This is a genomic window from Corynebacterium flavescens, from assembly GCF_008693105.1.
Classification (GTDB): Bacteria; Actinomycetota; Actinomycetes; order Mycobacteriales; family Mycobacteriaceae; genus Corynebacterium; species Corynebacterium flavescens.
In genome coordinates this window covers 1-21,185 of the sequence record NZ_VXKK01000031.1, presented here as the reverse complement: position 1 = coordinate 21,185, position 21,185 = coordinate 1, and the positions used below count along the sequence as shown (strand labels likewise).

General features: G+C 60.1%; 20 protein-coding genes. 1 reads left to right on the top strand and 19 read right to left on the bottom strand.

Translation table 11 applies throughout. The annotated features are described in order from the left end of the window. Positions 1–23: 23 nt before the first annotated feature. Complete coding sequence (locus tag F4V60_RS05975) at positions 24–1,787, bottom strand: ABC transporter ATP-binding protein (RefSeq protein ID WP_075729772.1); 1,764 nt, start codon at positions 1,785–1,787, stop codon at positions 24–26. Further along, entirely contained in the window at positions 1,788–3,221 is a 1,434-nt protein-coding gene (locus tag F4V60_RS05970) for an ABC transporter transmembrane domain-containing protein (protein WP_075729771.1), read from the bottom strand. A gap of 37 nt (positions 3,222–3,258) precedes the next feature. On the opposite strand from F4V60_RS05970, the gene F4V60_RS05965 reads away from it, so the two are divergent. Continuing rightward, positions 3,259–4,062, top strand: a complete 804-nt coding sequence (locus F4V60_RS05965) for a class I SAM-dependent methyltransferase (RefSeq protein WP_075729770.1) — start codon at positions 3,259–3,261, stop codon at positions 4,060–4,062. Positions 4,063–4,095: 33 nt separating this feature from the next. On the opposite strand, the gene F4V60_RS05960 is transcribed toward F4V60_RS05965, so the two are convergent. The 17 genes from F4V60_RS05960 to F4V60_RS05885 all read right to left on the bottom strand — a co-directional run bounded on the left by F4V60_RS05960 (position 4,096) and on the right by F4V60_RS05885 (position 20,925). Then, positions 4,096–5,481 carry an anaerobic C4-dicarboxylate transporter gene (locus F4V60_RS05960; protein ID WP_075729769.1) on the bottom strand — a complete coding sequence of 462 codons (1,386 nt, stop codon included), beginning with the start codon at positions 5,479–5,481 and terminating at the stop codon, positions 4,096–4,098. Between the two features lie 185 nt (positions 5,482–5,666). Beyond that, positions 5,667–7,337: a ribosome biogenesis GTPase Der gene (gene der, locus F4V60_RS05955; RefSeq protein ID WP_075729768.1), complete on the bottom strand. Its 1,671-nt coding sequence runs from the start codon at positions 7,335–7,337 to the stop codon at positions 5,667–5,669. Then, on the bottom strand, positions 7,324–8,025 hold the full coding sequence (cmk, locus tag F4V60_RS05950) for a (d)CMP kinase (RefSeq protein WP_075729767.1): 702 nt from the start codon (positions 8,023–8,025) through the stop codon (positions 7,324–7,326). Before cmk ends, der begins: the two co-directional genes overlap by 14 nt. Further along, on the bottom strand, positions 8,025–8,951 hold the full coding sequence (locus F4V60_RS05945; RefSeq protein ID WP_075729766.1) for a pseudouridine synthase: 927 nt from the start codon (positions 8,949–8,951) through the stop codon (positions 8,025–8,027). Before F4V60_RS05945 ends, cmk begins: the two co-directional genes overlap by 1 nt. Before the next feature lie 113 nt (positions 8,952–9,064). Beyond that, positions 9,065–9,619: an SMC-Scp complex subunit ScpB gene (gene scpB, locus F4V60_RS05940; protein WP_075729765.1), complete on the bottom strand. Its 555-nt coding sequence runs from the start codon at positions 9,617–9,619 to the stop codon at positions 9,065–9,067. 40 nt (positions 9,620–9,659) lie between these two features. Beyond that, positions 9,660–10,466, bottom strand: a complete 807-nt coding sequence (locus F4V60_RS05935) for a segregation and condensation protein A (protein WP_075729764.1) — start codon at positions 10,464–10,466, stop codon at positions 9,660–9,662. Between the two features lie 9 nt (positions 10,467–10,475). Continuing rightward, positions 10,476–11,348: a ParA family protein gene (locus tag F4V60_RS05930; protein ID WP_075731101.1), complete on the bottom strand. Its 873-nt coding sequence runs from the start codon at positions 11,346–11,348 to the stop codon at positions 10,476–10,478. Positions 11,349–11,560: 212 nt separating this feature from the next. Further along, positions 11,561–12,442: a site-specific tyrosine recombinase XerD gene (gene xerD, locus F4V60_RS05925; protein ID WP_075731099.1), complete on the bottom strand. Its 882-nt coding sequence runs from the start codon at positions 12,440–12,442 to the stop codon at positions 11,561–11,563. A gap of 50 nt (positions 12,443–12,492) precedes the next feature. Then, entirely contained in the window at positions 12,493–13,131 is a 639-nt protein-coding gene (locus F4V60_RS05920; RefSeq protein WP_075729763.1) for an NUDIX domain-containing protein, read from the bottom strand. 1 nt (position 13,132) lies between these two features. Continuing rightward, complete coding sequence (locus F4V60_RS05915; RefSeq protein WP_075729762.1) at positions 13,133–14,065, bottom strand: copper transporter; 933 nt, start codon at positions 14,063–14,065, stop codon at positions 13,133–13,135. Continuing rightward, on the bottom strand, positions 14,066–15,250 hold the full coding sequence (steA, locus tag F4V60_RS05910) for a putative cytokinetic ring protein SteA (RefSeq protein WP_075729761.1): 1,185 nt from the start codon (positions 15,248–15,250) through the stop codon (positions 14,066–14,068). A 61-nt stretch (positions 15,251–15,311) separates the two neighbouring features. Next, positions 15,312–16,979 carry a DNA repair protein RecN gene (recN, locus tag F4V60_RS05905; RefSeq protein WP_075729760.1) on the bottom strand — a complete coding sequence of 556 codons (1,668 nt, stop codon included), beginning with the start codon at positions 16,977–16,979 and terminating at the stop codon, positions 15,312–15,314. 71 nt (positions 16,980–17,050) lie between these two features. Continuing rightward, on the bottom strand, positions 17,051–17,932 hold the full coding sequence (locus F4V60_RS05900; protein ID WP_075729759.1) for an NAD kinase: 882 nt from the start codon (positions 17,930–17,932) through the stop codon (positions 17,051–17,053). Continuing rightward, entirely contained in the window at positions 17,929–18,738 is an 810-nt protein-coding gene (locus tag F4V60_RS05895) for a TlyA family RNA methyltransferase (protein ID WP_075729758.1), read from the bottom strand. The genes F4V60_RS05900 and F4V60_RS05895 overlap by 4 nt, the downstream gene beginning before the upstream one ends. Before the next feature lie 6 nt (positions 18,739–18,744). Next, positions 18,745–18,906 carry a hypothetical protein gene (locus F4V60_RS12520; protein ID WP_170216819.1) on the bottom strand — a complete coding sequence of 54 codons (162 nt, stop codon included), beginning with the start codon at positions 18,904–18,906 and terminating at the stop codon, positions 18,745–18,747. After that, positions 18,897–19,880 (bottom strand): HAD-IIA family hydrolase, encoded by a 984-nt coding sequence (locus tag F4V60_RS05890; RefSeq protein ID WP_150387361.1) that lies wholly within the window; start codon positions 19,878–19,880, stop codon positions 18,897–18,899. Before F4V60_RS05890 ends, F4V60_RS12520 begins: the two co-directional genes overlap by 10 nt. 1 nt (position 19,881) lies before the next feature. Then, a complete protein-coding gene (locus F4V60_RS05885) occupies positions 19,882–20,925 on the bottom strand; it encodes a tetratricopeptide repeat protein (RefSeq protein ID WP_075729756.1) in 1,044 nt (347 codons plus the stop codon). Between the last annotated feature and the right edge of the window lie 260 nt (positions 20,926–21,185).

Sequence of the window (21,185 nt, the reverse complement as noted above, 5' to 3'; positions counted from 1 at the left end):
ATTTAAGCTCACCATCGTCCTGCTCACTCACGTCCCTTCTGCCACGCCGCCCACAATTCACAATAGCGGCCACCATAATCTAACAGCTGCGAATGGGTTCCTTCTTCTACCACCTGACCATCCTCCATGACCAGCACCCGATCCGCACGCGCTGCCTGATCGAGGCGGTGCGCAACCACCAGCGCGGAGCGTCCACTGGTAACGGCCTGGGCCGCGCCCTCCAATGCGCCAGCGCCCACCGAACCGGCCTCAGCCGTGGCCTCGTCCATGACCACGATCTTCGGATCAAGCAGGAGGATACGCGCCAGAGCCAGCTGCTGCGCCTCCACGGGCTCGAGTTGCAGACCGCGTGCCCCGACAACTGTGTCGAGTCCATCGGCCAGTTCCTCGAACCAGCCGGCCCCCACGCGTTGCAGGGCATCTATCATCTCCTCGTCGCTCGCGCCGGGGCGCGCTAGGGCCAAGTCCTCCCTGAGTGTCCCGGAAAACACGTAAACATCTTGGGAGATCATGGCCAGGCGGGCGATGCGCTCGGCGTCGGAAAGCGCCGAAACGCGCACACCATCAACCGTGACCTCTCCCGAATCTGGCACCCGCATTCCCGCCAACAACGCCGCCACGGTGGTCTTCCCCGCACCGGAAGCGCCGACAAGCGCCACTGTCTGACCAGGATTGATGTCCAGGCTGAGGTCTTTGACCGCCCAGCCCTTGTCGTCGTATCGGAAGGAAACATCATCCATGCGGGCCCTGCCACCCGGAGCGGGAGCACCAGAGGCAGGAGTGGGAAGCGGGGGATCCGCCACGACGCCCACAATGCGCGCGAGGGAGGCATAGCCTGACTGAATGGTATCGAGCACCCGCATCAGCCCCATGAGCGGCCCACGCAGCCGTATGAGCATGAGCATCGCAGCAGTTACCGCGCCCACGCTCAGGGCACCGGATTGCACAACAAGGTAGCCAATAATGAGGCCGGTAGAAAGCATCAATAGCTCCACCGTGGTCAGCCACAGCTGCAGCACCATCATCGTGCGGCGGGCATGATAACCATGCTTGACGACGGTGCTTGAAGCCTCACGGATGCGCTCGTGCATCAGCGGCTCCATACGATAGGCACGCACCGTATGGCGTCCACGGATGGCCTCCAACACGCGCCGGGCTCGATCCGCCATGGCAGCACGCTCGTTGGCATAGCGCTGCGGGGCTGCCTTGAGGTAGTTGCGCGCCGCCAATGCGTAGACCGGCACCGCGCAGGCAACGACGAGGAGGAAGCGCCAGTCCATGGCGACCAGCGCCACGGCAGTAGTCACGATGGCGAAAGCCGAACTAGCGAGTACCGGAACAGTCTCTGTAACCGCAGAGGAAAGCTCTGCCACGTCATCCGTGGAGCGTGAGACCAAGTCACCCGAACCTGCTTCCTCAACGCGATGGGCAGGTAGACTCAACGCCGTGCCGACCATCTCCTCGCGCAGGTTGGCGATAATTCGCTCCGTCATGCGTGAGAGCACGTAGAATCCGGCGGCGGAGAAAGCTGCGGCCGCCACCGCTGCTGCGATGAGTCCTCCTGCAATTGAACCTAGAGCTGCAAACAGGCCCTGAGCGGGCTCGCCCGCCGCGATAACCTCATCAACTATCTTTCCCAGCTGCAGAGGAATCATAATATTGGCCGCAGCACCGAGTGTGAGCACCGCTAAGGCTAGGAAAAAGCGCCGACGCGCGCCGGGCAGGTGGGAGAGCTGCTGGCCTACTACGCGCCACACCTGTGACCATTGGGCGGTGGGAAAACGCATCTACATGGCTCCTTTCGCAACAGCACACCAGGCCGGAGCCGAGGTGTAGACAATGGTGGACTTGTCTGCCCGGGCCGCACTAACACGCGCAGCAATGGTCTGCTCCGTGACGGAATCGACGGCGGTGGTCGGATCCTGCAGGATAAGCACTTCCGGGTCCGCGGCTACTGCCCGTGCCAGAGCCACGCGTTGGCGCTGGCCACCTGACAGGCTTCCTCCGTTCTCCCCTACCTGGCGCTCCAAACCTCCTGGAATATCTTCCGCCGCTGCCGCATACAGTGCGCGCTGGGCCACGTCATACTCGGGGTGAATATTGTCTTGGATGCTGCCTTCAAAAAGGTCGGCCGAGTGCGGGGAGACGATGAAGCGCTCGCGCGGGAGATAGATGAGATCTTCCGGAACGTGGTCCTTGATGACCGTGATTCCTGAATCTAATGCCGGTTCGGAAGGCTGCCCATGGCTAACGGGAGGGCTAAGAAGCACATCCGTGATCCGCCTCGCGCTGGCCTGCGCCGCCGCCCACCGCGAGGCGATGTTCTTGCCCATCATGGTCATCGGCGTGATGACGAACTGTGTCAAGCCAACAACAGTGATGAGTTCACCCACGCTCATGCGCGAGCTTAGGGCTAGCGCGCCAGCGGCTAGGGACACGGCAATGACGTAGATGGAACCGGTGGCATCGGTGGTGGCGTTGAGGCGGGCACGCGCGCCGTTGGCCTCCACCGTTTTCTCATAGGCCTCATCAGAAACGCTCTGGTAGCGACCACGGACCGTATCGATGGCTCCCAAGCCCTTCAGGATGCGCAGGCCTTGGACCACATCAGTGGCCATGGCAGAGGCCCGTGCCAGGGCAGCCTGCCTGCGAGTGGAGCGTTTACGCAAGGGTTTTGCCGCCCGCAGTGAAATCCACACCACCAGCGGTCCCCCGAGGAAAATCGCTATGCCCAGCCAGATATTGATACGAGCAGTCATGACAGCGACATAGACAATCGCACACACTTCCGCGACGGGAAACACTGTCATCAAAACGGCATCTGCAACGCGTTGCGTATCCGAGGAGGCGATGGACAATAGCTCCCCCGCTGTCCGGCGCTGTCCCGCCATGCCGCGGGGGTCTTGGATGCGATCAGTGACCTCCATGCGCAGGTCATGTCCGATGACGAGCATGGCCCTGCTGAAGAAACCGCGTCCCCACCAGGCTGCCAAGGCATTGACGGCGAATACGGCCACCAAAGTTAGCAGCCATTTTACTAGAGAACTGACCTCTCCACGCGCAATGGCATCATCGATGGCGCGCCCCATGATCACTGGCGTTACTCCGTTGCAGAGAAAAGAGATCGACATGAGGACAGCCGCTGGAATGGTCCACGACCGACGCGAGAACACGGTTTTGAGAAGCCAGCGGGGATCGTCGGGTGCGGGAAGTGTCGACATGGTAGACCATTGTATTTCACGCTAAGTTATAACGCGTATGTCGACTCACGTGCCCGATCCCGCTCACTTCCCCAGCTACCGAAAACCCTCGGAGAAAGAGGGCCCGAGCTTTGGCGATCCCAGCCTGCGCCAGCGCTCTGCGCAAGCATTTCGCGCAGGCGCGGATACCTATGATGACGTTCGCCCCGGCTATCCGCAGGAAGTCGCGGAACTCATTGCTGGCGCTAGAACTGTGCTCGATGTAGGTGCCGGAACGGGAAAGTTCACGGCCACGCTGCGTAATGAGCGGGTCTTTGCTTGCGAGCCTTCTGGAGACATGGCGCGTGTATTCCGCCAGCGCCTTAACTACCCGCTGTGGAGGGCCACCGCAGAAGCAACCGCGCTGGCCCCAGATTCCCTCGACGCCGTGGCCTGCGCGCAGACGTGGCATTGGGTCGATGTCGCTGCCGCCAGCACCGAATTCGACCGAATTCTCCGCCCCGGCGGTGTGATCCTTTTAGCTTGGAATACTTTGGCGGTAGAGGATGATCCCTGGATCTTGCGCTTGGCCCGCATTATGCACTCCGGCGATATTCAGCGCCCCGGCTTCTTGCCAGAGGTGTCCAAGCCCTGGCGCATAGATAACACCCTGCGTCTGGCCTGGGACCACCTCTTAAGCCCAGCCCAGCTGCATGCACTCATGCATACCCGCTCTTATTGGCTGCGCAACTCTGCGCGCATCCGCGAACGCATGACGAATAACCTCAATTGGTACCTCTACGAGCACATGGGTTTTAGTGAGGAAGAAAAACTGCACATCCCGTACCGGACGGATGCTTTCGTCTTGGTACGGGAAGAATAAGGCAGCGCACTGGTGCGCGGCCGGCGGAAGAACTTAAAGCAATACCTGCGCCAAGATGGAACCCACAACGCACGAGGTGAATACCGAGATCGCTCCCGGGATGATGAAGGAGTGGTTGATAACGAACTTGCCAATCCGCGTGGTTCCTGTCCGGTCGAAGCCGATACAAGCCAGGTCCGAGGGATAAGTCGGCAGAATGAAGTAGCCGTAGGCCGCACCGTAGAAGCCGACGATGACCGCTGGGTCAATGCCGAGAGACAAGCCAATGGGGGCAATGGCAACGAGCGCAGCAGCCTGAGAGTTAACCAGTTTGGACACGATGAGTAGGACGATTGCGTAGGCCCAAGGCGCCGCCTGCACAATGCCTCCCAGGCTGGACTCGAGGGCGTCGATGTGCGCCTCGAAGAAGGTATCAGCCATCCACGCCACACCGAACACGGAGAATACTGCGGTCATGCCGGCCTTGAACACCGGGGTGGAAGCAATCTTCTTATTATCTACCTGGCAGAAGATGAGGATCACGGCGCCGGCTACCAGCATGACCATCTGGATGACCAAGTTCATGGACAGGCGCTTCATCTCTCCATCCGCGTCCGGGAAGGATGGGCGCAAGGCGTCAAAGGCTCCGAGAATGACCACGACTGCAATCGCGGAGAGGAATACTACTACCGCTCGCTTGGCAGCGGGCGGAAAGACCTTACCCAGCAAAGACTCGCCCGACTCCGCAATGTGGGAGGCAAACTCTGGGTCCTTCATCCGTTCCTGGAAAGCAGGATCCTTGTCCAAGTCTTTGCCACGACGCAAAGACCACAATGCGGCCAAGATGACGCCTGAAAGGGAGGCCGGAATGGCCACCATGAGAATCTGCGGAATCGAATAGGAGACGTGGGTGACCCCTGCGTCCTCGGCGATGATGGAGGCGAGGGAGACCGTAGCCACCGAGACCGGCGAGGCAGTAATACCCATCTGCGCGGAGGTCGAGGCCACCGCCATGGGGCGCTCGGGGCGAATGCCCTTCTTCAAGGCAATATCCTCGATGATGGGAAACATGGTGTAGACCACGTGGCCAGTTCCACAAAGCACGGTAAGGAACCAGGTGGTCAGTGGGGCGAGGATAGTGATCCTCTCCGGGTGTGCACGCAGTATTCTTTCCGCGAACTGCATCATCACGTCAAGTCCGCGGGCCTGTTGGAGCGTAGCCGCACAGCCGATGACCGCGATGATGGTGAGCATGACGTCGACGGGTGGTTTGCCGGGCGGCAGCCCAAAGACGAATACCATGATGAGCAGGCCGATGCCGGAGATAAGACCAAGGCCAAGCCCGCCGTACCTCGTGCCCAAGAGCAGGGCTCCGAGGATAATGATGATCTGCAAGACGATCGCAACGCCGGAGGTTGGATCGAGGAGCGAGGCTAACATGAGAAGCCTTTCTAGATTGATAGCACTATGGCTGACTTCTCTAGATTAGCTATCCAAAAGCATTGCACACGAGCGAAAACCCGTGTTAATAATCACAGGTTTGAACCAGCGAATTAAGACCCGGGTTTTGCTATAACGCTTGCATAACGCACGTACTGTTAGCGGATGTACTTAACGCTACTGCCTTAGCGCCGCCCCTTCTTGTTGCGGCGCTCGCGCACGCGCACGGCAATGCGTACGGGTGAACCATGGAAGCCAAAGCGCTCGCGGAATTTGCGCTCAAGGTAGCGCCGATAGCCCGCATCGAGGAATCCTGTGGTGAACAAGACGATTGTCGGTGGCTGGGTGGAAGCCTGCGTGGCAAAAAGAACGCGCGGCAGACGGTTATTCTTCATCGGCGGAGGATTCGCAGCAATCGCCTCGCGCATCCAGTTATTCAACTGGCCAGTAGAAACACGCTGATCCCAGCTCTCTAGAGCCTCGATCATTGCGGGTTCCAGGCGCTGGAGGGCGCGACCAGTCTCGGCCGAGATATTGACGCGAGTGACCCATGGCAGGTGGGTAAGCTGTTCGTCGATCTCGCGGTCCAAGTAATAGCGGCGGTCCTCATCCATGAGGTCCCACTTGTTGAAGGCGATGACGAGAGCCTTGCCAGCCTCGAGCACCATGTTGAGCACCCGCTGGTCCTGCTCGGAGATTTCCTGAGAGGCGTCGATAAGCATGATGCACACCTCAGCCGCGTCAATAACTCCGCGCGTGCGCAGAGATGCGTAGTACTCGTGGCCTTGCGCATTGTTGACCTTCTTGCGCAAGCCCGCGGTATCAACGAACCTCCACAGCTGCTTATCCAGCTGCACGAGCGAATCGACTGGGTCCACAGTGGTGCCCGCAACGTTGTCCACCACGGAGCGTTCCTCGCCGGTGAACTTATTCAGTAGCGAAGACTTGCCCACATTGGGCTTGCCCACCAAGGCCACGCGGCGCGGGCCGGACGTAATAGACGGCGAGCGCGGCTCTTCTGGGAAGCTCCGCAGCACCTCATCGAGCACGTCCGCGCCACCGCGACCGTGCTGTGCCGAAACCGGCCATGGATCCCCCAGGCCGAGCGCGTAGAACTCGGCAACATCCGCATACTGGCTATCCGAGTCAAACTTATTGGCCACGAGGATGACCGGAACCGAGGACTTGTGAAGGCGACGAGCCATGACCGCATCCGTCTCCGTGATTCCGACCTTGGTATCAACCACCATGACGATGACGTCCGCGGTCTCCATGGCGACCTCAGCCTGACGCGCAATGGCGCGGTGAATGCCCTTGACGTTGGGATCCCAGCCACCGGTGTCTTGAACCAAGAAGCGCTGACCGTTCCACTCGCCCACATAGGAGATGCGGTCACGGGTGACTCCTGGATGGTCCTCGACAACGGCCTCGCGTCGGCCCAGGAAACGGTTAACCAGGGAGGACTTGCCCACGTTCGGGCGGCCAACAATAGCCACCGTGGCAAGGTGCTCCTCGGTATGGTTGTCACCTTCGAAGCCAAGGGTTTCAGAGAGGCGCTCCCACTCTTCCTCAGTTAGAGCCTCTGGGGGCTCGTTGCCGTCTTCATCGGCGTAGTCTTCATCAAAATCATCGCCGAACTCGGGCTCTCCGAATTCGGACTCGTCGAAATCCGATTCGTCGAAGTCAAATTCAGTGGCATCGAAATCAGAAGCCGCCCAGCGACCGCTGGAGGTCTCTACTACTTCCTCATCGAGCTTTCCTACTGGGTAGTGAAACTCGGTCTCTTTTTCCTCCGCATGTGGACGGGAGGTCTCCGGTGTGGGCTGTTCAGCGCCGTGTGCGTCATGATTGGACATGTACGGACTCCTTAACAATATCGATGAGGGCGTTGAGAACCTCGGCGGGGCTCATGGAGGAGGTATCTACGATGACTGCGTCTTCTGCAGGGCGCAGCGGTGAGGTTTCGCGCGTGGAATCAGCCTCGTCGCGCCGGATGACATCGCGCAAGACGGTGTCAAAGTCAGCAGGAATACCGGCTGCCACGTTTTGATCGTAGCGACGCTGTGCACGCACCTCGGCGGAGGCGGTCATATAAGCCTTGGCGGGGGCTTGAGGGAGCACGACAGTACCAATGTCGCGCCCTTCTACCACGGCACGGTGGGCTTCATGGGCCAGCTTGCGCTGCAGGTTGACGAGGTTCTCACGGACCTCCGGGATGGCGGAGACGGCCGAGACGTTACGGGTGACCTCGTCTTCGCGGATGACCCGCGAGACGTCTTCGCCAGCAAGCAAGACCGACGTGGAATCCGGATCCTCGGAGACCTCAAGGGGGAGATCCGCTGTGGCTTCGATGACGCGGGCGACGTCGCTCGGGTCCACGCCTGCACGCAAGACGGCTAGTGTAGCCACCCTGTACATGGCGCCGGTGTCGACATACTTGGCATCCAGTTGCTTCGCCAGAGCACGGCAAGTGGTGGACTTTCCGGTTCCAGAAGGCCCGTCGACGGCAAGGATGAGCCCGCCATTGGGCATGTTGGAATACATTACATCCCCACCTCCTTGTACAGGCTGGTCAGCTCGTTGGAGTTAAGCGCACGCATGCCACCGGGCTTCATATCCCCCAGCTGGACGGTATGCAGCTTGGTACGCACGAGGCGCTGCACAGGGTAGCCAGCCTCCTTGAGCATCCGGCGCACGATGTGCTTTCGGCCCTCGTGCAGTTCGATCCTCACCAGAGAAAAGCCTTGGTTCTTATCGATGATCTGGACGAAGTCCGCTTTCGCGGGGCCATCCTCGAGCTCGATGCCTTCCTTGAGCTCGCGGACCAACTTCTTGTTGGCCTCTCCCAAGACGGTGGCCAGATAGGTCTTTTTGATCTCGTACTTAGGGTGCATCAGGCGGTTCGCCAGCTCCCCATCGTTGGTGAGCAGCAACAAGCCTTCGGTATCCGCGTCAAGGCGCCCGACGTGAAAGAGTCGCTGGCCGGCGGCCACCTTGTCAGCGACAACGTCGCCCACGCAGGGGCGGCCCATCTCATCATCCATGGTGGATTGCATCCCCCGTGGCTTGTTGAGGATGAAGTACTGGTGGTTTTCGTTTACGTTGATGCGAACGCCGTCAACGCGAATGACGTCCTTGTTCGGATCGACGCGCACACCTTGCTTGACCACTATCTGGCCATTGACTTCGACGCGGCCAGCATCGATGAGGATCTCAGCGTGGCGGCGGGAGGCTACTCCTGCCTTGGCCAGCACCTTCTGCAGGCGTTCGCCCTTAGCGGAGGCGCCTTTGTCCTCTACCAGCCAGTCCGCACCCAAGTCCCGGGCTACGGAGTCTGCGGTTGCGCTTCCGGCGGAGCGCTTATTTTGTTTGACATGTTGATGACGTGCCGGCTTGGCATTAGAAAGAAGCATGTCACTATCACGCTTCTTCTTTTCCGGTGTGCCGTCGCGGCGAGCGGGTGGGGTCACAAGAGTGTCCTTTTCACTTGAAAATATGCAGTTACTCGGGAAATGATAGCACTTCAGCGTGATTTTCCTGCATCACTGAAGCCCCCGGCTGAGTACTCGCCGCAGCCTCCGGCTTAGAACTCTTCCTCGATGGCGTCGATGTCAGGAAGCAGAGGCGCTAGTTCTGGCAGCCGGTCGAGGGAATCGATTCCCAAGAGCTCCAGAAAGAGCTCAGTTGTCTCATAACGGTGGGCGGAGCCAGAATGCTCTTCTTGCGGGAGCTCGCGAATAAGCCCGCGCAAAGTAAGGGTGCGCATGACCCCATCGACGTTGACTCCGCGGACGGCGGCTACCTGCGCGCGGGTCACCGGCTGCCGGTAAGCCACAATGGCCAAGGACTCTAAAGCGGCGCGGGAAAGCTTAGTCTGCGTGCCATCGAGCAGGAATGCTTCGACGGCATCTGCATTGTCCTTGCGGGTATAAAAGCGCCAACCCTCGGCGGTTTCGCGCAGGTCAATTCCGGAGCCGCGCTCCTCCAACTCACGCCGAGTCGAGCGAAGCAAGTCACTGACTTCCCCAGTCGATATATCCAGCGCGCGAGCAAGTTCTTCGACAGAGGCAGGGGAATCGATGACAAGGAGAACAGACTCCAAGCGCGAGCGTTGCTGAGAGATGAGCGGCAATTCCATAGCTAGATACTCTACCTCGCGTTCGGGCAAGCGCCCCCGTCTAATCCCAATTGGCGGCGGCTACCACCGCCGGATCAACCACTAAGCCGGTCCAGCTCAGTTCCAGTGGGCCTAGGGACTCGGCCTGCCTGGCTTCCACGGCCTTGGCCTTGTAGAGCTCGAGGAGTGCTAGGAAGCGCCCCACCACTTCCATCGAACGCGTGCAGTCCGCATTGAGCTCGGAGAAGTCCTGCCACACTCCCCTTCCGAGAATGCGCAGGGCGCTCAGCAGCTTTCCCGCCTGCTCGGGAACCGAGACTTCTACCTGGTGAATGTGACCTACTCCCACTTCCTCCGGGGGCCGCGGCCGAAATACCGCCGCGGCAAGCTCAGCGAAGGAGCCCGGCGTGTGTCCGAGACTAACCGGCGGGAGAAGATCCGCGAACTCTTTCTCTATTCCCACCGCCCGCGGATAGGCGTGGCGCGCTTCCCGTTGCCACTGCGCGAAGAGATCCGCAACCTGCTTGTAGGCTCGGTATTGGAGCAAGCGCGCGAAAAGCAGATCACGTGATTCTAGGAGCTCGAGATCCCCCAAGTCATCGACCTCGCCGCGCGGCAGAAGGCGTGCCGCCTTGAGATCGAGCAGGGTTGCGGCGACGAGCAAAAACTCCGTGACCTCGTCCAAATTCGCGGCAGTCCCCAACTGGCGGGTATAGGACACGAACTCATCGGTCACTTCCGACAGGGCAACATCAGTGATATCGAGGCGCCTCGATTGAATAAGCTGGAGCAGCAGATCGAAGGGGCCTTCGAAGTTGCGCAGCGCAATGCGAAAGCCCGTGATCTCCGGCTGGACTACCTCTGACACCGCGGTACCTTAGGCACCGGCACGCTCGATGACTTCTTTAGCGAGGTTACGGTACTGCTGCGCTGCCTGCGAATGCGGCGCCCATGTGGTGATGGGTTCGCCGGCCACGGAGGTCTCTGGGAAACGCACCGTGCGGGTGATAACGGTGTCGAACACCCGATCCCCGAAGTACTCTACGACGCGGGACATGACCTCGCGCGCGTGCTTGGTGCGGCGATCAAACATCGTGACGAGGATGCCCATGATCTCCAAGTCGAAGTTGATGCGCTCCGAGACCTTCTCCACCGTGTCCGTGAGCAGAGCGAGTCCACGGAGCGAAAAGAACTCGCACTCCATTGGGATGATGACTCCTTGCGAGCAGGCCAAGGCATTGACGGTCAACAGTCCAAGGGAGGGCTGGCAATCAATGATGATGAAGTCATAGTCTCGACGAACCGGACGCAGAGCGCGCGCCAGCGTATGCTCACGGCCTACCTCGTTGACGAGCTGGATCTCTGCGGCCGAAAGATCGATATTGGCCGGAACGAGATCCAAGTCAGGCACGGAGGTGTGCTTGATCGCCGAATGGATAGAGGTCTGACTATCGAGCATGACGTCATAGATAGTGTCCTCGATTTCATCATGCGCGAGGCCCAGTCCGGCCGAGAGCGCACCTTGCGGATCGAGGTCAACGAGGAGGACTTTGCGCCCCATCTCCGCCAAGCAAGCACCCATGTTGATGGTGGAGGTGGTTTTGCCAACGCCGCCTTTTTGGTTACACATGGAGATGATGGTGGCGGGGCCATGCTGCGCCAGCGGGGCAGGTTCCGGCAGTTCGCGGATGGGGCGACCAGTTAGCCCTACCTGCGTGTCTGCGGCCGAAAAAAGTCCCTCATCATTCACAGTCATACCTGCTTCCTTGACCATTGGTTCTTCGCTGCGCCTAGCCGCCCCTAGATAGCCCTAAACAGCGCTAGTTAAAAGCCTCAATAAACCCAGCTTACAACGTTGTTATTTTAGACTACCCTCTACCCTACCTGCAGATCGATCCTATTCGGGGATCAAGGCATAGTCCTTTACCTAATCACTTCTCCGTGAACAACCCAACCTGCACTCTAGGCCCGCGGATGTGCGGTATGCCAGACCTCACGCAGTGAATCGGCGGAAACATGCGTATAAATCTGAGTCGTGGTCACTGAGGAGTGTCCCAGGAGCTCCTGGACAGTACGCACATCCGCACCGCCCTCCAGAAGATGAGTGGCAAAGGAGTGACGAAGTGTGTGCGGCGAAATAGACTTACCCAAGCCCGCGCGCTGGGCGGCGCGCTTGAGTACTACCCATGCACTTTGTCGAGAAAGCGGCCCGCCACGGGTATTGAGAAACAGGGCAGGCGTCTTGCCACGGCTTAGAACGGGCCGCGCGCGCACGAGGTAGTGAGAAATCGCCGCTTGGGCCTTGGAGCCGATGGGAACGATGCGTTCCTTGTTCCCCTTGCCTGTTAGCCGAAGGATTCCATCGTTATCGCTAACATCGTCGACCGTGAGATCCGTGGCCTCAGAAATCCGCGCGCCCGTGCCATACAGCACTTCCAGCAGAGCCCTATCGCGCACATCCACCGCGGTGGCGGCGTCGCCGCTAGGCGTGGCTTCGATAAGCGCGGCAACTTCGGCGATGCTCAAGGTCTCAGGCAGGTGCTGGGCAGGGCTGGGTGGCGCGACGTCCGCGGCCACGTCACGCACGATGACGCCCTCGGCAAGGGCAAACTTATGGAGACCGCGGGCGACGATAAGCGCCCGGCTGGCCGACGATGCGGCCAAATGGGAGCGCAAGTGCGCCAGATAAGCCTCGACGTGCTCGCGCCCCACTGCTGACAAATCTTCTATCCCTGCATCGGCCAGCCAGTCCAGGTAGCGGCGCACGTCACGCCGGTAATTGCTCACCGTATTGGGCGAGGCCCCCTTTTCCACGACAAGGTGGTTAAGCCACGTCGTGGCGATGTGCCCCGCTGCGCTCGCGCGGGAGTCGCCCCCGCCGCTGTCGTGCCGCGTCACTTCTTTTTAAGGTCAGGCCCGGGACGCCGCTTTGCCATCGAGGTTGGACGCAAAGGAAAGGGCACATCAGTGCTACGGGTTGCGCGACCGCCGCGCAGCACTGCATAAGTGGCTAGAATGCCCACACAGGCAATGGAATTGACTATTTCCCCCGCCAGCACGCGGTTGACTGCCTCGTCGAGGTCAACCCAGGCGAAGGTCATATCCTGTTCTTCGTCACCGGTGTCATGGAGCTTGTCCACCATACTTAGATCGCGGGCGAGGAAGATCCTCACCGCTTCTTCGCTAAAACCGGGCGAGGTAGCGATATCTGAGAGCACCTCCCAGCGCTTAGCCTGCAGTCCGGCCTCTTCCTGCAGCTCGCGTTTAGCACCGGTGAGCTCGTCCTCGCCTTTGATATCGAGGAGCCCCGCGGGCAGCTCCCACAGGCGCGTACCCAATGGGCGGCGGTACTGATAGACCATCGCCACGCGCTCATTTTCATCGACCGCCACAACAGCCACGGCGCCCAGATTTTCCACGACTTCGCGGGACGCCACGCGCCCTCCCGGCATGAGCACCTCGTCGCGGCGCAGCGCGATGACGGGGGCGTCGACCAAAAGCGTGGAATCTACCACCTCGAAATTATGAGACATATTAGGCGTCCTTCGGGAACGCAGGGGTAGCTGAGTTTGCAGAAGGCGCGGAGCCATAGGCTCCGGAAGATCCATCTAGTTGTTCCTTCACCGCAAGTACCGTAGCCAGGCGGGAGGAGGCGCGATCAATGGAGTCCACCGTGGAGACCTTGGTCCCCCCAGCGCGGAGCTTTCCGATGACCCGTTCCTCGCCGGCCTGCTCCACGCGCCCGGCCACCACCGTGGAACCGGCGGTATCCTCTAACTGCGTAGCTAGCTTGGCTAGGGTATCGGTATAATAGCCGTCCGATCCCCTGCCTGTGACGATGACTATTGCCTGCGCTGGGAGGATGGTTTCGTCCTCGTAATCAATGTATCCCGCCTCGCGCAGAGCCTGCAGCAAGGTGGCGCGCTCCTTGGATGTTGCCAGCGGCTCGGTGGTTTTGGGATCCATAAACAGTCCCGCCCCCAATGCCTCGCCGGCGTGGGTTCCCGCATCGCGCGAATCCGTGCTCAGCTGGGCGCCTGCGGGCAGGGTCGAAGAAACCAAAGAAAGGATTTTATCCGAGTTCTCTTGACGGAAGAAGTCCTCCGTCAGGCGGATAGAGCCCGCCTCCTGCGCATCAGCAGCACGCAACAGGTTCTTGACCGCGTCGACATCTCCGTCGACGGCTTCGGCTGTAGTAAGAACCAGTACGGGACGCTGCGCTAGCGATCCGTCCACGATCTTGGGGGAAAGCTCATTGATAACGGAGTCGCTCGCACCGTTTTGATTCTGGTAAATCTGGTTTTCTTGCAGTGCCCTACGGTGTTCCTCCCGGATGGAGGATTCTCCGCCGGCTCCACCGGCGCTAACGGTGGGCGAGATGGCGAATACCCCGAGAGCAACCCCCAAAGCAGTTCCAAGCCCTAGGCCAGCAACAACAAAGGCTGCGACAGACTTGCTCTTAGCCATTTACTTGAACCACCCTTGCACCGTCAGCGCCAAGTTATTCCAGGTATCAATGAGGTTTTGGGCAAAGCCTTCGCTGCCACCTAGACCGACAATGACAATGATGACCGCGATGGCAACCAGGATGCTCAGCAGCGCCCACAGCCAGGCGATCTTTCCGCTAGCCGGTGCCGAATAGAGGTTGATTACGGTGTCTGCATCCACCAGGCGCGTTCCCGCCTTAAGCCGCGAGAGCATCGCCGCTGGGGTGGCGCCTTCCTTGTTCGCGAAGATATCATCCAAGTCCACTGCTGCGCCCACCTGGACGATCATCAAAGCCCCATGATAATCGGCGAGCAACAAAGCAAGGTCGGTGGCGGAATCCGTGGCGGCGGGGAAGGTCATGGCGCCGATTCCAAGGTCTTGGATCCGCTCTAGGCCTTCGGCGGTTCCGTCCGGATCCGCGGGGAGAATGACTCTTGCTCCGCAGCGCAGCGTCTCCGCACTCACCTTCGCGGGATCACCCACGATGAAGTCAGGCTTATAGCCTACCTCCATGAGAGTATCCGCGGCCTCGTCTACCGCGATGATGATGGGCTCGTACTCGCGGATGAAGTTGCGCAGCAGAGCTATCTTGTGGCGGTGATCTGGACTCGGAGACACCAGTACCACCTTGCGCCCGGCCATCTCGACGCCGGATTCCGGTACCCCGAGGCCGTCGATAAGCAGCGGCCCCTCCGACTGAATGAACTCTGTGGCATTGCCAAAGTAGGCCTCCATGTGGTCCATGAGCTCACGCTGCGCGGAGGTGAAACGCGACTCCGCCGCCTCCCTATCGACCACGGCGCCGGATGCAATTTCTTTCTCCCCGAGAAACACGCCACCCTCGTCGCTGAGACGGGCCTTCTTGCCGTCTTTAAAGCTGCTTACGAAGTCCTCGCCGACGTTTTCCACGAGAAGTACGTCCGCATCGAGGAGCATGTGGGGCCCATAATTGGGAATGGATCCGGTGCTAAACTCCGCCACGTTAATGACAGCTGCCGGCTGCAGATCGACCAGCGTCTGCGCCTCCTGGCGGGAGATATTTGCGGCGTTAATGACGGCGAAGTCACCAGCGGAGAACTTCTTCAGGCCCTTTCCGCCCGGCGTGCAATCACGCAGCGTACCCTGCGTGCCGGAGAGATCGGAGTTTCGGGAAAACAGACTCATGGCCTCTATTGTGAACTCCACACGCGGCAAACTGTGGAAGGCGCGCGGAGGAGGCAGACTGCTACTTCAGCTTCTCAACCTCAGACTGGGCGCGCTCAAAAAGCTCAGCGGCGTGGGCGCGGCCAGTCTCAGTATCATCGAGACCCGCCAACATGCGCGCCAGCTCCTCTACCCGCTCAGCCCGGCTGAGGGGAGAGAGCTCCGAGGTCGCATCCTCTTTGGCCACGTGCAGATGACTATCCGCATACGCCGCCACCTGTGGCAGGTGGGTGACCACGATGACCTGGTTATGGACTGCAAGGCGCGCTAGACGACGTCCGATTTCCACCGCAGCACGTCCACCCACACCGGCATCAATCTCATCGAAGACCAGGGTTTCCTCTCCCTCACCGCTCATCACGACCTCAAGTGCCAGCATGACGCGAGAGAGCTCACCACCAGAGGCAGCGGAAGCCAGGGGCTTATCGTTGAGTAGAAACTCCGCCTCATCCGCCCCCGAGCGAGAGTACTTGGAGCGCCGCAACGCCACGGTCAGAGTGGAGTTCTGCATGGCCAGGCCATGCAGTTCTGCGGTGACCCTTTCCCCGAGTGCCTCAGCCGCCGCAGTGCGCGCCTTACTCAGTTTCTTCGCAGCCTTAATCATCTCGGACTCAGCCTCCGCGACCTGTGCTTTGAGCTCACCCAGGGCTTCAGTTGAGGTATCGAGACTCTCGAGCTGGCGTGCCGCCTGGTCCCTCCACGCAATGACGCCGTCGATATCGCCCGCGTACTTGCGCGTTAAGGATTTCAAGTCCTGCTGCCGCTGGAGTGAGACCTCCAGCAGATTCGGGTCAGCGGGCAAGTTCTCAAGGTAGCCGCCGAGCTCGGAGGAAATATCTGAAAGCTGCGCGTTGATGTCGCCTAGGTGCTCGCCTAATTGCCGCAGCAGCTCATCGCTCGATCCAGAAAGCGCAGCCTCCGCCCTGCCCAGCACTGTGGAGGCGCCCGACTCGCTGGCGCCGGAGAATTCCTCCGCGCCGTCGATAGCCGCGAGAGCGCTGCTGGCGGATTCTCGCAGAGCATCTACGTCCTGCAGCCTGCGGATCTGGGAGACGAGTTCGCTGTCCTCCCCCGGTCGTGGTGCAACCTCCTCTATCTCATGCAACGCGAACTTGAGGCGATCTGCTTCCTGCGCCATCTCTCGGCGAGACTGGGTGCGGGACTGGTAGTCCTTGGCTAAGCGGCGCCACCTCAAGAAGGCTTCAGTATAAGCCTCACGCACCTGGGCCGTCGCGGGATCAAAGCGATCAACCGCCTCTAGCTGCTGCTCCGGAGCGAGCAAACGCAACTGATCATTTTGGCCATGTACGGTAATCATCGCGGCGGCAAACTCGGAGAGTTTTGCAGCCGGTACCGCCCTGCCGCCCAGGTAGGCCTTCGATCGGCCCGCAGCCGAAACCGTGCGGGAGACCAAGTACTCGCCATTCTCGTCGGCTTCTCCACCGACGGACTCCACTAGTTCTTTGACTGCTGGGACCCCGCTGCTAAATCTTCCCTCAACAGCAGCCTTCTTGGCTCCATCCCTGACCCGGGAGGCATCGGCTCGAGAGCCCGCCAACAAGCGCAGCCCGGTAACCACCATGGTTTTTCCCGCACCCGTCTCTCCTGTGAGCACGGTAAGCCCAGAGGTGAGTTCGGCGGTGGAGCGAGAAATGACACCGAGATCTTCGATCGTAATCTCCAATAGCACGTGCTGCCCACTCCTCCTTGTGTGATGGTCAAATTGTGTGACGGGGCGATTTGCAGATTCAAAAGCCGAGCCTAACTCTGCCGGCCCCTCCAGCCTTCGATGGGCAAACGCAATTTCCGGACGAGGCGGTCAGTGAAGGGCTGATCATCAAGGCGCACCCAGCGCACCGGGTGTGCTCCACGCACAGCCTCCACCCTCGCCCCCGGGGGCATGTTGATGCGGCGGAAGCCATCCATGACCACCATGGCGGCGCTGGTATCAGAAGCGGATTCTACCGCAACCTGGGAATCCGGGGAGACCACCAGCGGCTTTGTAAAGAGCGCATGCGCATTGTTGGGCACGACCAAGATGGCGTCTAGCGAAGGCCACAGCACTGGGCCTCCGGCAGAGAAGGCGTAGGCTGTGGAGCCCGTTGGCGTAGAAATAAGCACTCCGTCGCAGCCGAATGCTGATACCGGCCTGCCATCAATCTCCAAAATTGCATCCAAGACCCCGGAACGGTCGAGGTTTTCAATCGAAGCTTCATTGAGAGCCCAGCCACGCTTGAGTAGGTTACCGTCTGCATCAAATACGGATACATCGATGGTGAGGCGATCTTCCACGCCATAGTTACGGTCAATGACCCTGACCAGCGCCCTATCGAGGGATTCAGCGTCCCACTCGGCAAGGAAGCCGACGTGACCGAGATTAATGCCTAGCACAGGGACATCTACCGCGCGGGCGAGGTCCGCCGCCCTCAGGAAAGTGCCATCCCCGCCTAGCACTAGGACAAGTTCACATCCTGCGGCTGCATCCGGCGAGTGCTCCACGTGAGTGAGCTCAGGAAGAACATCCGCCTTTGCACACACGCGCACTGTGATCCCAGCAGCCAGCAGAAGCTCTGCCGCGCGCTTGGCCGCATCCAGGTTATCTGCTCGCCCAGAGTGCGGAACCAATAAAATCTCGCGCATCATCGCGGACCTTCCTCTACTGCCTTTTCCACCAAAGCCTGCAGCGTTTCAGCATCTACAGGCGAGGCTCCCTTTTCGAGCCATAGGAAATACTCTACGTTGCCACTCGGACCGGGCAACGGTGAGGCCACCACGGACTTCACACCCGTGCCGAGGGTCTGAGCGAATGCTGCGATCTCAGCCGTTACCTCCGCGCGAAGCTGCGGGGAACGGACCACTCCGCCGCTGCCGAGACGATCCTTCCCCACCTCGAACTGCGGCTTGACCATGGGCAGCAACCATGCACCCGGCTTGAGACACTCGATGATGGCGGGCAGCACCAGCTTTAAAGAAATAAAGGAGAGATCTCCTACCATGGCGTCGCAGTAGCCCCCACACATGTCGACGGTGAGGTTGCGAATATTCGTACGATCTAAGACCGTGACCCTCTCATCGTTTTGGAGGCGCCACAGCAGCTGGCCATAACCCACGTCAACTGCGATGACCTCCGAGGCCCCTCGCTTGAGGCAGACATCGCTGAAACCGCCAGTGGAGGCTCCCGCATCGAGTACACGCAGCCCTTGGGGCGAGACACCGAAGGAATCCAGCGCCCCGAGCAGCTTATGAGCACCGCGCGATGCCCACTCATCCTCAGGGTTGCTTTCGACCTTGATGGAAACCTCTGGCTCGACGATGGTCGCCGGCTTGAGGGCTTGGAAGCCGCCGACGGTCACCCTTCCGCCCTTGATCATCTCTACTGCTTGCTCCCGCGAGCGAGCGATCTTGCGGCGCACGAGTTCCGCGTCAAGGCGGCGACGTTGGGGGGCCATAAACTACTAATTCTCCTGCAGGGCTTCACGCAGCACGCCGTGCGCTCGCGACAGCTGTTCTAGTTCTTCATTAAGGTCCGCGGCGGGCTCGGCCAAGATGGCCCCGATCTCCGCGCCAACCGTCTCATGATCCCCGACTTTGCGGGGATCATGAGGCTTTATCGCCATTGGGTTACGGCCTTCTCGGCGAATTCGCTGCGCGGCTGGACGTAACGAGGAGGCTTCGGCATGGCCCACGCCACCTCGAGTACCGTGCGCAGCGCTTGAATCGAGGTGGAATTGTCCTCGCCACCCTGCAATAAAATGTCGAGACCATCGAAACGCGCGGTGAAACCGCCCTGGGCACCCGGTTTAGCCACGGAGCAGGGCAAGGAAAGTTCGTGGAATCCAGCACCGATGAAATTCGGACGCAGGGGTGCCGGGGCCTCAATCAGATCGAGCTCTCCTGAAACACCCGTAAGGACGTGAAAAGTATTCATGGCGGCGGCGTTTCCGCCAGCTATATCGGTATCGAGGCGATCTCCAACAGCCAAGGGCTTCTTGGAGCCAACCTTAGCGGCCGCCAGCTTGAACATTGCGGGCTCAGGTTTTCCGGCAGAAACCGGGTCCACTCCGGTAGCCGAGACTACAGCAGCGACCATCGAGCCATTGCCCACCGCGAGCCCACGCTTGGTGGGAAGAGAAGTGTCCATATTGGAGGCAAAGTAGCGTGCGCCCGCATTGATAGCTAAAGCAGCCTCGGATAGCTGTTTCCACCCGATTTCCGGAGACATCCCTTGGAACACGGCCACAGGCTTGTCATCCGCGCTTGCTACTACGTCAAACCCCGCGTCACGCGCCAGCGCCCGAAAAGACTCTGCTCCAACAACGAGAACCTTCGCACCCGCAGGAAGCTGTTGCGCAGCCAGAGTGAGAACCGCCTGCGCGGAAGTAACGATGTGCTCCACATCGGTTCCAATGCCGATTTTCTCCAGCATATCCGCAACAGCAGCTGGACTGCGCGAGGCATTATTCGTCACATATATGGCAGGCACGCCGCAGGAATTAATGACGTCGACGACGCGCTGAAGCGGACGCCCGCCTTCCCAGACAGTCCCGTCGAGATCGAGCAGCAATGAATCATGTTGGGAGAGAATACTCATCTTAAAGTTCCGCCAAACGCTCTGAGGCGTCAGTCCAATCTCCTTCATCAATAGCGACGGTGTGCTCAAACCACTCTTTAGCCTCGTCGACGCGGCCGGCCTCAGCCAGAGCATTGGCGTAGGCATAACTGAGGCGACACGCACTCATACCACGATCATCACGGCTCGGCTGCGCGCGCTGGATAGTAATCACTGCCGATTCAGCCTGGCCCATGTCCAGGCGGGCGCCTGCAACGACGATGGCCAGCTCAATGGCGGACTCACGGTCAAGAAGGGATGCATCCTCGCTGCGGCCAAGCTCGACGGCCTTCTCAGGACGCCCAAGCCCGCGCTCGCAATCCGCCATGACGGCAAGCATGCCCGGACCGCCGGAAATACGGCGTGCCGCACGCAACTCAGCCAAGGCTTCCTTCCATTCACCTGCACGATAAGCAGCAATGCCATTGACCTCGCGGGCAATAGACACACGCCCTGCACGGTCTTTAGCAGCGCGAGCATGGCGCAACGCCAGCTTAGGGTCATCATCCATCCACGTGGCGGCCATGATCATATGCTTGGCGACGGCCTCCCCATTATCCTTCGACAGCGACCTCAGGTCCTGCAAAACCGAGGGATCGAGATCCTCGATGTCAATATCATCAGGCAGGTCCGGATCGGCAATGCGCCGGTTAATCCGCTCCTCGCGGTAACCCGAACGCTGCGGAGAATGCGAGCGTGCCTTCTCCTCTTCCTGCCTGCGGTCATCACGCTTGTCACCGCGACGATTGTCACGCCGGTCATCACGACGCCCCCCGCGCCGATCATCATCGCGCCCTCCGCGGCGTCCGCCTCTGCGGTCATCATCGCGCCCCCCGCGACGGTCTGGACGAGAGTCTCCGCGTTCTCCGCCTCGACGGTCATCGCGAGAGCCGCGCTCATCGCGACCACCACGTGGTCCACGCTTGCCTTCGAAGTCACGGCCGTGACCGGAGTGCCCGTGGGAGCCGCGGCCTTCGCCGCCTTGACGCCCGCCTTCGCGGCGAGAGTCATTATTGCGTTCAGACATTAAGCCTTAATCTTTCTCAGTTGAACTGTTGCGTTGTACCGGCTAAGTCTACAGGTAAAACAGGGAAACCCTGAAACCCCATAGACCAGCAACCTCTGCTCAAGCGAGCCTACTCGTGGAAATCTCGTCGCACTGGGGTTACCCTCTTGTTGTGGACACCTAAACTAGCGGGACCACGTGGTCTTGCGGAAGGATGTTCATATGGGACAACGACGTCGATTCACCGAGGAGTATCGCCGTGATGCGGCCAGCATCGTTAT